Origin of the sequence: Blastomonas sp. (assembly GCF_041747255.1) — a bacterium.
Lineage (GTDB): Bacteria > Pseudomonadota > Alphaproteobacteria > Sphingomonadales > Sphingomonadaceae > Blastomonas.
Map to the genome: position 1 here is coordinate 1 of NZ_JBGTFM010000036.1, position 9375 is coordinate 9375.

Below are 9375 nucleotides of genomic sequence, written 5' to 3' on the forward strand. Positions count from 1 at the left end.
GGATGGCAGCCGGTTCCGCCTGAGCGAGATGCACGGCATGGGCGAATGCCGCGGCGTGTGGGAGTGGCCGCGCCTGTGGGTCGCAGAAGTGACGGTGGCTGAATAGCCCGGTCAGGGCGCGGTCTGAAAAGGCTTTGCCTCAGCCAAAATCAGTGCGAACCAGTTATCCGGGTCGGTCCATTCGTGACACATCGTCCAGCCGCCCGAACGTAGCAGCAGCCGCGCATCGCGGGGGCCGTACTTGTGGCTGTTTTCGGTGTGGATCGTCTCGCCTTTCGCCATGCTGAAGCGCTCGTCCGCGATCTGGAAGGCTACATCGGCCTGCGCCTCAAGGTGCATCTCAATCCGCGCATAGCTGTCATTCCAGCGCGCGACATGGGCGAACCGGTCCACCGGAATGTCGCCCTCAAGTTCGCGGTTGATGCGGTGCAGCAGGTTGAGATTGAACTGCGCGGTCACCCCTTGCGCATCATCATAGGCGGGGACCAGGATATCGGGTGACTTGATCCGGTCCATGCCGATCAACAGCAACGCGCCCTCGCCCAGCGTGTTGCGCATTGAGCGCAGCAGATCGACCGAGGTGCGCGCGACCATGTTGCCGATGGTCGATCCGGGAAAGAAGCCGAGCTTGGGCAGCGCCGCGACTGCATCGGGCAGCGCCAGCGGGTGCATGAAATCACCCTCAACCGGCAGCACCTCGAGCGACGGAAAGTCCGCTGCCAGCGCATCGGCGGATTCGCGCAGGAAATCGCCCGAAATATCGATGGGCACATAATGCGAAGGCTTTACCGCGCGCAGCAGATGCGGGGTCTTGACCGATGAGCCCGAGCCGAATTCGACCACGGCGCGGCCCGCCCCGCCATGCTCTGCCACCTCACCGCTGTAACGCTGCAGCAGCGCGGTCTCGGTGCGGGTGGGATAATATTCGGGCAGGTTGGTGATCGCCTCGAACAGTTCGGACCCGGCCAGATCATACAGCCAGCGCGCGGGGATCGCGCGGCGACGCCCGCGAAAACAGGCGAGCACATCGGCGGCGAAGGCTGGGTCGGCGGCGTCCGCGTCTGGCATGAGCGTTGATACGGTCTGAGTGCTGGGGGACACGGGAGGCTCTCCTGTCGGACTATTGGTTACAGGTCTTTGGCGAGACGCAGGCCGGTAAACTGCCAGCGCTGGTGCGGATAGAAGAAGTTGCGATAGCTCGCGCGCACCGATCCGCGCGGGGTGGCGCAGCTGCCGCCGCGCAGCACGAACTGGCCGCTCATGAACTTGCCGTTGTATTCGCCGACCGCGCCCGATGCAGGCTTGAACCCCGGATAGGGCCGGTAGGCGCTGCCGGTCCACTGCCACACATTGCCAAACAGATGCCCGGCGGCATCCGCGCGCGGTCGCACCGGACCCGCATCATCAAGCTGGCAACCGCCATCCGCATCAAAATGCGCGGCGATTGCCTCCCATTCCATCTCGGTCGGCAGCCGTGCCCCGGCCCAGCTGGCATAAGCGTCGGCCTCAAAAAAGCTGATGTGGCAGACCGGCGCGTGCGGATCGAGCGGCCGCAGCCCGTCCAGACCGAACTGCTGCCAGCTGCCATCGGCATCCTCTTGCCAATAAAGTGGTGCCCCTATGGCTTCGGCCTGAACCCAGGCCCAGCCATCGGCGAGCCAGTGGCGCGGCTCATCATAGCCGCCATCCGCGATGAACGCCGCCCATTCGGCATTGGTCACGGAGCGGCTGGCGAGCGCATAAGGGGTGAGCAGCACCGCATGGCGCGGGCCCTCGCAATCGAAGGCAAAGCCCGCGCCCGCATGACCGATCTCGACCTGACCGACCGGCCCGACGATCCAGTCGATCGGCGACGCTTCTGCGATGGCTTGCGGCTCCGCTGGCCACAGCGCGGGATGCAGCGGGCTTTGCGCAAGCAGGTGCAGAATGTCGGTCAGCAACAGCTCCTGATGCTGCTGCTCATGATTCAGGCCAAGCTCGACCAGGCTGCGCGAGGCAGTATCGAGCGCCGGAAACACCGCATCCATCGCCGCATCGACATGCGCGCGATAGGCGCGGACGGTGTCAAGCGACGGGCGGGTCAGCATTCCGCGACGCGGGCGTGCATGACGCGGGCCTTCCGCCTCATAATAGCTGTTAAACAGAAAGTGGAAGGCGGGATCAAAAGCCTGATAGTCAGCCACCATATCGCGCAGGATGAAGGTTTCAAAAAACCAGCTGGTGTGCGCCAGGTGCCATTTGGCGGGGGAGGCGTCGTCCATCGATTGCACCGTGGCGTCGGCATCGGACAACGGCCCGGCCAGTGCCAGCGTGAGCGCGCGAATATCGTTATATCGATCTTGCAACGACGCGGCTGGAGCCGGAGCGGAAACTTGGCCGGGGTCAGCGACGGTTGTCGGGCTGGAAATCGGACATCCCCTCAAAACAGGTGCTTTGGGCACCTGATCATTACAGCCTATCGCGATGCGCCCGGCACCCACAAGGGGTCGTTGCCATCGTTGATGCGCCGCGCCAGCACGAACAGAAAGTCCGACAGTCGGTTGATGTAGATACGCGCTGCAGGGTTAATGGATGCATCCACGCTGGCCGCGACTAACGAGCGTTCGGCGCGCCGCGCAATCGCACGCGCGAGATGCACCGCCGCCGCCGCCGGACTGCCGCCGGGCAGGATGAAACTGGTGAGCGGTGGCAGCGCGTCGTTCATCGCATCGATCCGCGCTTCCAGCCAGTCGACCTGGCTGGACACGATGCGCAGACTCATTTCTGACGGGGTGAAATCGTCGCCCGGGGTGGCAATGTCCGCGCCCAGATCGAACAGGTCATTTTGCACGCGCAACAGATCGGCGGCGAAGACGCTGTCGCCCAGTGCGATCACTGCGAGGCCAAGCGCGCTGTTGAGTTCATCGACATCGCCGATGGCGACCATGCGCGGCGCGTGTTTGGAAACGCGCGACCCATCGACCAGCCCGGACGTGCCGTCATCGCCGGTGCGCGTGTAGATCTTGTTGAGTTTGACCATGATGATGATGTCTCGCGCGCCGTCTCAGCCGCGATCAGCGGTTGACCATCATCAGCACGGCGACCGCGATGATCGCCAGCGCCTGATATTTGACGCGCGCAAACATCATCTTGTTCTGCATCTGGTGGCTGCGCCCGACGCCGGGCGTTTTGAGGTCCTGCTCAGTCATTTGAATGAACGCGATCAGGCCGCGCACCAGACTGATCAGCACAAGCGCCGCGAGGACGACAATGACAATAATAAGGATGATGTTCATGAGCCGGTATATGAGGGCTCCGCCAGCAAAATGCCAGAAGGCAGGCGATTTTTTCTCAATGCCTCGATCAACCCCGCGCCATCCTCGCCGCGCGCGCGCAATGCCGCCAGCGCGGGCGCTGCCTCACGCTTGGCGAGCTTGCGCCCGTCTGCGCCGATCAGCAGTCCATGGTGCAGATAGTCGGGCGTCGGCAGCCCCAGCAGCGCCTGCAACAGACGCTGAACATGGGTTGCCGCGAACAGGTCCGCCCCGCGCACGACATGGCTGATCGCCTGATGCGCATCATCAACCGTAACCGCGAGATGATAGCTGGCGGGCGCATCCTTGCGGACCAGCACGACATCGCCGAACAGCTCAGGGCGCGCGACCTGCGTGCCCGCCGCCAGATCATGCCACGTCAGCGGACCGACAAGCGCCATTGCCTTGCCCATGTCGATCCGCCAGCAATGCGCCTCAAACGCCATGCGTCGGGCGCGTTGGGCCAGCGGCAGCGCGCGGCAGGTGCCAGGATAGACCAGTCCGTCGTGGCCGGGCATGGCTCCCGCTGCTACAATCTGGCTGCGCGTGCAGAAGCAGGGGTAAACCAGATCGCGCGCCTGCAATGTGGCCAGCGCGGCCGCATAGGCCTGCAACCGCGCGGATTGGAACAGCACGTCGCCATCCCAGTCCAGCCCCAGCCAGCGCACGTCATCAAGGATTGCCGCGACCAGATCGGCGCGGACACGCGTACCGTCAATATCCTCGATCCGCAGCAGGAACGTGCCGCCATGGTTGCGCGCAAAATCATGCGCCCACAGCGCGGCCCAGGCATGGCCCAGATGCAACGCGCCGTTAGGGCTGGGCGCAAAGCGGGTGCGCACTGGCGGGTGCCCAGCGGGCAGAACCAGCATATGCGCCCCGGCGGTCAACTTATCACCATATATTGTGTCAAAGCCCACTTGACCTGTCCCGCGTGCCCATGCTGATTTACCGAAAATCTTGTCATTGGCCTGTCACGTTTCGGGGTTTATAGAGTTCACACTACCGAATGGGAGAGGGTTTTAGCCAACCATGTTTCATCCCGATTTGATTGAAAGGGCCATCCGCGAGCCCAACCCGGATGTTGCCCGACATCCTGACAGTTGCCCTGCGCTGGTGCTGAATGCCGATTACACGCCGCTGAGCTATTACCCCTTGAGCCTGTGGCCCTGGCAAACCGCGATCAAGGCGATCTTCCTTGACCGGGTGGATGTCGTCGAAACCTATGAGCGTGAGGTGCACTCGCCCACGGTGCAGATGAAAATCCCGTCGGTGATTGCGCTCAAGCAATATGTGAAGCCATCGGAATTCCCGGCCTTCACCCGCTTCAACCTGTTCCTGCGCGACCGGTTCATCTGCCAGTATTGCGGATCGCCGCATCATCTGACGTTTGATCATGTCGTCCCGCGTCGGCTGGGCGGGCGCACCACCTGGCAGAACGTCGCCACCGCCTGCGCGCCGTGCAACATGCGCAAGGGCGGGCGAACACCCGCGCAGGCGGGGATGCGGCTGATGGTGCCGCCGATCCGCCCGACCAGCTGGCAGCTGCAGGAACGTGGGCGGGCTTTCCCGCCCAATTATTTGCACGATAGCTGGCACGACTGGCTGTATTGGGATGTCGAGCTGGAGGCTTGAGGCAGGTCACAGCCGGGGTAATTGCGCAAGGCCTTCGACAGATTCAGAGTGAGCGGGGATTGGGTGCATGTCCCCAAGGTTTCCTAATAATGATTGCAATGGGTTAGCTAGGATCAAGCGTGATTGGTATTGTCGGCTATGCACGTATCCGCAAAAGAGATGTCATTCAGCAAGAGACCCCAGGGCGGACGTTGGCCCTGATCAGTGCATAACGGAATGCAGGTATCCCCGTAGCTGATGAAGGTGCACGCCCCAGTGGGTCTGATAGCCGAAGCGAAACTCCCAAATGGAGTCGTTCACTGCGCCATTTTCGACAAGCAGTAGGACGCTAGATAAATCTCGCGCAATGTCGGCGAGATCGTCAATTGCATCACCCAGCGTCACCTCCTGATCCATCCCTTGGATGGGATCGACGACCGCATAGAGACCGAGTTCCGGGAATGAAGCTGACGCGCGCGCAGCGAGTGGCTCATAAGGAACCGATGGTAAATCGACTAACGTATCTGGTTCTACATTAGGCGCACGATGATATTCTACCACAAGGCAGTCGAGCGCCTCGCACAGTTTAGCAAGCCGGCGGATTTCGCTGTCCGGCTCCTCTTTCAATAACGCCAAGTATGCATTGATTGCAGAGACCATTGCGACTGTAGTTGGATTCGCCATACGCAAGTGTCGCGCATTGCTCCGGTCAGCGCAATGACGGAACTCCACCCATCATTAGTCTTTCGCAATCACGTCACGGTGCACTTTTACCTGACGGTCTGCAGACAACGTTTCTCAAACGCTGAAAGGTCCGCATCTGAGGAGAAAATCCCACATTCTAGAGACAACGTCTTCGCTAACGAGCAGACGCACTAATAATTTACTTATTTTCAATGCGTTAGAAGTTTTGTAAATAGACGAACCCTTTGCAAGCAAAAGGCATAGCCCAACTCCAGCACGTCAGAGCTTACATCGAGGATCGACCACCCCTCAGCCGCTGCCCTTGGTCTTGGTCTTGCCCGCCTTGCTGTTCAGCTCAATGAACTCGATGATCATGCTGGCGATATCCTTGCCGGTGGTGCCTTCGATGCCCTCAAGTCCGGGCGAGCTGTTCACCTCCATGATCACCGGGCCGTGATTGGAGCGCAAGATATCGACGCCTGCGACGTTCAACCCCATTACCTTTGCGGCGCGTACGGCTGTCGAGCGTTCCTCTGGCGTGATCTTGATCGCTTTGGCGCTGCCGCCCCGGTGCAGGTTGGATCGGAAATCGCCCTTCGCGCCGGTGCGCATCATTGATGCGACCACCTTGCCGCCGATCACGAAGATGCGGATGTCGCTGGCATCGGCCTCCTTGATGAACTCCTGCACCAGAATGTTGACATTGGCGCCGCGAAACGCCTCGATCACCGATTTGGCCGATTTCTCGGTCTCGCCGAGCACCACGCCGATGCCCTGCGTGCCTTCGAGCAGCTTGATCACCACCGGCGCGCCGCCGACGATTTTCAGCACCTCGTCGGTCTGTTTGGGGTCATGCGCAAAAGCGGTGACCGGCAGGCCGAGCCCGTGCTTGGCGAAGATCTGCATCGAACGCAGCTTGTCGCGCGAGCGGCCGATGGCGACGCTTTCGTTCAGCGACCAAACCCCCATCATCTCGAACTGACGCAGCACCGCGAGGCCATATTGGGTGATCGATGCACCGATGCGCGGGATCACCGCTTCATAGCCCGACAGAGGTTCGCCATGATATTGCGCGCCCGGCCGGTGCGAAGTGATGTTCATCGTCACCCGCAGCGTGTTGAGCACGTCGATCTCGTGCCCGCGCGCCCTTGCGGCCTCGCACAGCCTGCGGTGCGAATACAGATCGGCGTTGCGCGCCAGCATGGCGATTTTCATCGGGCGGTCCTCATCGGTCGGTTTCCTGCGGCAGGCCGAATACCCATTTGCGTGCGCAATCGACGCGGAAGCCACGCCTCAGTGCCCGGCGTCCGATCAAAATAGGAAACGTCATGGTGGTGCGGTTGGCCAATGTCATGTGCCCCTTCCAGCGCATGTTACCAAGCATCATCGTCGTTTCTATGACATATCGCAGCTCAATCAAACCGTTTGAACTTTTGATGCGGCGCTGCTCCACCGCAGGCGCGCGGTACCTGCGCGCAGACTCCCCCCGGTGCGCGCGGAACCAGAACTCGACCTGCAACTGCCCGTCGATCGCAACCGGCTTTACCCGCGTCGCGTGGATTGAAGATGTGGCGGCTCCGGTGTCAATCTTGGCCTTGATCCGCGACAGGCCAAGATCAGGCAAATCAACGCATTCCGCCCAGCCGATATCAATCGGGCTGTTCGGGCGGCGCGCGCTTGGACTGCGGGACTTGACCATGATGGCCGCGCCCCTAGCAGCAAAGCGGGGTTCGTCAAACTGGTTTGCAAAGACGTGCCGCAGGAGGGCTCATTCAGCGACCGAGCAGACGAACACGCTGTAGTGACCCCATTCACGCCGATTACCGGTACTCAATAATTTTCCGCAGCGGGCGCGCCTGGGTCTTGGCCAGCAGTAGACCCAAATAAATAAGGGCCGCCACTTGCCGGTGACGACCCTTATTTCAGCATTCATCTTTGAAGGCGACTCACACCACCCCAAACGCCAGCATCGCATCGGCGACTTTTTTGAAGCCCGCGATATTTGCGCCCTTCACATAGTCGACATAGCCCTTGCCGTTGTCGCCATAGGTCAGGCAGCTGTTGTGGATGCCCATCATGATGTCTTTCAGCATTTGCTGCAGCTCGTCTTCCTTCCACGCGCGTCGTTCGGAGTTCTGGCTCATTTCGAGACCGGAGACCGCAACGCCGCCGGCATTGGAGGCCTTGCCGGGCGCGTAAAGGATCTTGGCGTCCTTGAACACGTGCACACCGTCCAGATCGGTCGGCATGTTGGCGCCTTCCGACACCGCGATGCAGCCGTTCTTGACCAGCATCCGGGCATCGTCGCCGAGCAGCTCGTTTTGCGTGGCGCACGGCAGCGCGACATCGCACGGCACGCTCCACGGCGTCTTATCCGCATGGAAGGTGGCGGACTTGAACTCGGCGCAATAGTCTTCAATGCGGCCGCGCCGGTGCGTCTTGTGTTCCTTCACCCAGTTGATCTTCTCCTGCGAGATGCCATCGGGATCATGGATGAAGCCGCCCGAATCGGACAGGGTGAGCACCTTGCCGCCCATCTGCACGATCTTTTCCGCAGCATGCGTGGCGACATTGCCGGAGCCGGAGATAACTGCAGTCTTGCCGACCAGATCATCACCCTTGTGCGCGAGCATATTGGCGAGGAAATACACCGCGCCATAGCCGGTCGCCTCGGTGCGGATCAGCGATCCGCCCCATTCCAGGCCCTTGCCGGTCAGCACGCCGGTGAACTGGTTGGTGATCCGCTTGTACTGACCAAACATATAGCCAATCTCACGGCCACCCACGCCGATGTCGCCTGCGGGCACATCGACATCCGCGCCGATGTGGCGATACAATTCGGTCATGAAGCTCTGGCAAAAGCGCATGATCTCGCGCACGCTCTTGCCCTTGGGGTTGAAGTTCGATCCGCCCTTGCCGCCGCCCATCGGCAGGCCAGTCAGCGCGTTCTTGAAGGTCTGTTCAAAGGCAAGGAACTTGAGCACCGATTCGGTGACCGAAGGGTGGAACCGGATGCCGCCCTTGTACGGGCCGATGGCGTTGTTGTTCTGCACCCGCCAGCCACGCTGCACACGGATGTTGCCATTGTCGTCTTCCCAGCAAACGCGGAAGGAGACCACGCGGTCGGGCTCGGCAATGCGCCGCAAAATCTGCTGCTCGTGATATTGAACCTTGTCTGCCATGAAGTCGAAGATGTCTTCGGCGACTTCCTGCACCGCCTGGACGAATTCAGGCTGGTTGGGATTGCGCCGATTGACGCCCTCCATGAATGTCGGCAGGTCAACGTGATCAGTAACGGCCATGGGTGTGCCCCCTCTTTAGGTAAGACTGCGAACGGCGCGACCCGGCAAGAAAGCGGCGAACTCTTTTGATTCGCTCGGCTTTCTGCGCGAACATTAACGCAAATTGGCCGCAGCGATAGTGCAAATTGGCGCAGGAGGCAGTGCCGCATGCTCGGCGGGTCAAGTGTGCCCCTTGTTCGACCAATAGCGCTCTCCGGCGAACGCCGGAGCCCAGGAGTCAGATTGTGCGGTGGCCGCTCTGGTTTCCTGGCTTCGCCGGAAAACGATGCACATTTACCGGGGCTTTAGAGTCAATCCTTAGGGTCGCTATCGGGCGAATCAGCGGCGTCATTGCCGCCCGTAATGGCATCGTCTGGCGCAAGATCGGCGACCAGACCCGATACAGAACCGCGCGGTGCATCGTCCTGCGCGGCTGATTCATCCGCATCATCCGGCTTGGCATCAGCGCCATCGGGCCGGGCAGCGACATCGGGATGTCCTCG

Annotated in this window: 11 protein-coding genes; 1 reads left to right on the forward strand and 10 read right to left on the reverse strand. The window is 61.2% G+C overall.

Annotated elements, in window-relative coordinates:
• Nucleotides 1-111: 111 nt before the first annotated feature.
• The 5 genes from egtD to gluQRS all read right to left on the reverse strand — a co-directional run bounded on the left by egtD (nucleotide 112) and on the right by gluQRS (nucleotide 4165).
• Nucleotides 112-1068, reverse strand: coding sequence for an L-histidine N(alpha)-methyltransferase (egtD, locus tag ACEW8G_RS01235; protein ID WP_373486641.1), 957 nt, complete (start codon nucleotides 1066-1068; stop codon nucleotides 112-114).
• 59 nt (nucleotides 1069-1127) lie between these two features.
• Nucleotides 1128-2345, reverse strand: a complete 1218-nt coding sequence (gene egtB / locus ACEW8G_RS01240) for an ergothioneine biosynthesis protein EgtB (RefSeq protein WP_373486632.1) — start codon at nucleotides 2343-2345, stop codon at nucleotides 1128-1130.
• A gap of 110 nt (nucleotides 2346-2455) precedes the next feature.
• Entirely contained in the window at nucleotides 2456-3019 is a 564-nt protein-coding gene (locus ACEW8G_RS01245) for a cob(I)yrinic acid a,c-diamide adenosyltransferase (RefSeq protein ID WP_373486633.1), read from the reverse strand.
• A gap of 34 nt (nucleotides 3020-3053) precedes the next feature.
• Nucleotides 3054-3275 (reverse strand): hypothetical protein, encoded by a 222-nt coding sequence (locus tag ACEW8G_RS01250; protein ID WP_373486634.1) that lies wholly within the window; start codon nucleotides 3273-3275, stop codon nucleotides 3054-3056.
• Nucleotides 3272-4165: a tRNA glutamyl-Q(34) synthetase GluQRS gene (gene gluQRS / locus ACEW8G_RS01255; RefSeq protein ID WP_373486635.1), complete on the reverse strand. Its 894-nt coding sequence runs from the start codon at nucleotides 4163-4165 to the stop codon at nucleotides 3272-3274. The genes ACEW8G_RS01250 and gluQRS overlap by 4 nt, the downstream gene beginning before the upstream one ends.
• A gap of 160 nt (nucleotides 4166-4325) precedes the next feature.
• On the opposite strand from gluQRS, the gene ACEW8G_RS01260 reads away from it, so the two are divergent.
• Nucleotides 4326-4928, forward strand: coding sequence for an HNH endonuclease (locus ACEW8G_RS01260; protein ID WP_373486636.1), 603 nt, complete (start codon nucleotides 4326-4328; stop codon nucleotides 4926-4928).
• Nucleotides 4929-5129: 201 nt separating this feature from the next.
• Here the strand turns inward: ACEW8G_RS01260 and ACEW8G_RS01265 are convergent, their stop codons facing one another.
• From ACEW8G_RS01265 to ACEW8G_RS01285, 5 genes are all read right to left on the reverse strand, one after another.
• Nucleotides 5130-5591, reverse strand: a complete 462-nt coding sequence (locus tag ACEW8G_RS01265) for a DUF5063 domain-containing protein (RefSeq protein WP_373486642.1) — start codon at nucleotides 5589-5591, stop codon at nucleotides 5130-5132.
• Nucleotides 5592-5900: 309 nt separating this feature from the next.
• Nucleotides 5901-6806: a 30S ribosomal protein S6--L-glutamate ligase gene (gene rimK, locus ACEW8G_RS01270; RefSeq protein ID WP_373486637.1), complete on the reverse strand. Its 906-nt coding sequence runs from the start codon at nucleotides 6804-6806 to the stop codon at nucleotides 5901-5903.
• Nucleotides 6807-6816: 10 nt separating this feature from the next.
• Entirely contained in the window at nucleotides 6817-7290 is a 474-nt protein-coding gene (locus tag ACEW8G_RS01275; protein WP_373486638.1) for an ATP-dependent zinc protease, read from the reverse strand.
• A 247-nt stretch (nucleotides 7291-7537) separates the two neighbouring features.
• Nucleotides 7538-8893: an NADP-specific glutamate dehydrogenase gene (gene gdhA, locus ACEW8G_RS01280; RefSeq protein WP_373486639.1), complete on the reverse strand. Its 1356-nt coding sequence runs from the start codon at nucleotides 8891-8893 to the stop codon at nucleotides 7538-7540.
• 290 nt (nucleotides 8894-9183) lie between these two features.
• The coding region (locus tag ACEW8G_RS01285; RefSeq protein WP_373486640.1) for a hypothetical protein at nucleotides 9184-9375 on the reverse strand (192 nt) is incomplete at its 5' end.